The 1732-nt window shown below is 66.6% G+C and carries 3 protein-coding genes; all 3 read right to left on the bottom strand.

Annotated elements, in window-relative coordinates:
• Window positions 1–655 (bottom strand): citrate synthase family protein (locus AYR66_RS29305; RefSeq protein ID WP_206047054.1); only part of this gene is annotated, 655 nt, incomplete at its 3' end.
• An 18-nt stretch (window positions 656–673) separates the two neighbouring features.
• Window positions 674–1432 carry an SDR family oxidoreductase gene (locus tag AYR66_RS04350; protein WP_088706506.1) on the bottom strand — a complete coding sequence of 253 codons (759 nt, stop codon included), beginning with the start codon at window positions 1430–1432 and terminating at the stop codon, window positions 674–676.
• An 8-nt stretch (window positions 1433–1440) separates the two neighbouring features.
• Window positions 1441–1732: thiamine pyrophosphate-dependent enzyme (locus AYR66_RS04345; protein WP_234814755.1), on the bottom strand; the 292-nt coding region annotated here is incomplete at its 5' end.

Below are 1732 nucleotides of genomic sequence, written 5' to 3'. Positions count from 1 at the left end.
CCGCCGAAAAGCCGAGGTCGGCAAGCGCCGCCGCGGCCACACCGGACATCGCCAGCGGCAGGCCGATCGCACGCTCGAGTGCTTCGCGATGCGCGTCCAGCCACGGCAGGAACGCGCCTTCGCTGAGGCGCGCGAGGCAGGACAGCGCCTGCCGCACCGGCGTTGCCGTGCTTACGCCGTTGGGATCGAAGCCCGGCGGATGGTCCGATGCCGGCCAGATGCTGCCGTCGCCATCGGCCGGATGCGCAGACCATGTCTGCCATGCATTGATGTCGGTGCCGCAGGCCGCCCAGCCTTCGATGGCAAGGTAGACTTCGCGCCCGCCGCCCAGCTTTCCGGCACCGACCGCGAGTGCCGCCATCAGGCTGGCCGCGCCGGTGGAACCGCCGACGCCGCCGCACATTGCGGCATGGACCGAGGGGTCACGCGGGCCAGGATTGGCCAGCGCCAGCGCGAGGTTTTCCATCAGGTCTGCCTGCGCGGCAGTGGGCCGTTCCCCGCGGAACAGCAGGTACAGCATGTCGACCCAGCGGGCGTTGCCGAGCATCTCGCCGTACACGTCGTAGCCGCGGCAGTATGCCGCCCTGGCCGCGAAAGGATTGTCCGGCTCCGGCTCTTCGCTCCAGATGCCGCTGCGAATGAGATTGGGATTCACGAATCGGCTTTCAGTGTGTTACGGGAGGCAGACCAGGCTGATGCCGCCATCGACGACGATCTCTTCGCCGACGACGTAGGACGAATCATCCGATGCAAGGAACAGGGCCGCCTTGGCCACCTCTTCCGGCGAGCCGAAACGCTTGATCGGCGAGCGCCCTTCGATGTCGCCCTTGATCGCCTGCAGCACTTCCGCCGGCACTTCAATGCGGTTGAAGCCGCCGGTGTCGATCGGGCCGGGGTTGATGGCATTGATGCGGATGCCGCGGCCGACCAGGGCCAGCGACAGCGACTGCACGAGCGAACGCAGGGCTGCCTTGCTGGCGCCGTAGACGCTGAAGGCGGGCGAACCGGTGCGGTTGGTGATCGAGGTCGTGACGATGATCGAGCCGCCCTTTTCCATCAGCGGCAGCGCCTTCTGGATCGTGAAGAAGATGCCCTTGAAGTTGACGTCGACGATCTCGTCGAACTGCGCTTCGGTGACGGCTTCGATCGGCGTGGGCGGCGCGATGCCTGCGTTCAGGAACAGCACGTCGATGCGGCCGAAGCGCGCCTTGACCTGCTCAAGCATCGCGTCGATGTCGGCCAGCTTGCCGGCTTCGCTGCGCAGCACAAGCGCGTCGCCGCCGATCTCTTCGCGCGCCTGCTCGATCCGTCCGGCATCACGTCCGGTCACGGCCACGCGCGCGCCTTCGGCACGGAACAGTTTTGCGGCGGCCAGCCCGATGCCGCTGGTGCCGCCCGTAATGAGTACGCTCTTTCCTTCGAGACGAGCCATATTCCTCCCTAGAGTGTGTTTGCGAGCACCCGCATGCGGACATTCATCGGCGGCACTTCATCGGGGTCGACCAGCACGTCCAGCACGGTCGGCCCCTTGCGCGCGCAGATGGCGTCGATGTCCAGCACTGCGATGTCTTCCGGTGAGCGGATTGTAAATGCCTGCGCGCCCAGCGCACGCCCCAATGCGGCGAAATCCGTCGGCGGCAGTTCGCATCCGATCTGTTCGGCCTTGGCCAGCCGCTGCCCGTGCTTGACCATGCCGAGCGCGCCATCATTGAGCACGACAAACACGATGGTC

Source organism: Noviherbaspirillum denitrificans (genome assembly GCF_002211445.1).
Classification (GTDB): domain Bacteria; phylum Pseudomonadota; class Gammaproteobacteria; order Burkholderiales; family Burkholderiaceae_D; genus Noviherbaspirillum; species Noviherbaspirillum denitrificans.
This window is presented reverse-complemented; position numbering and strand designations above follow the sequence as displayed.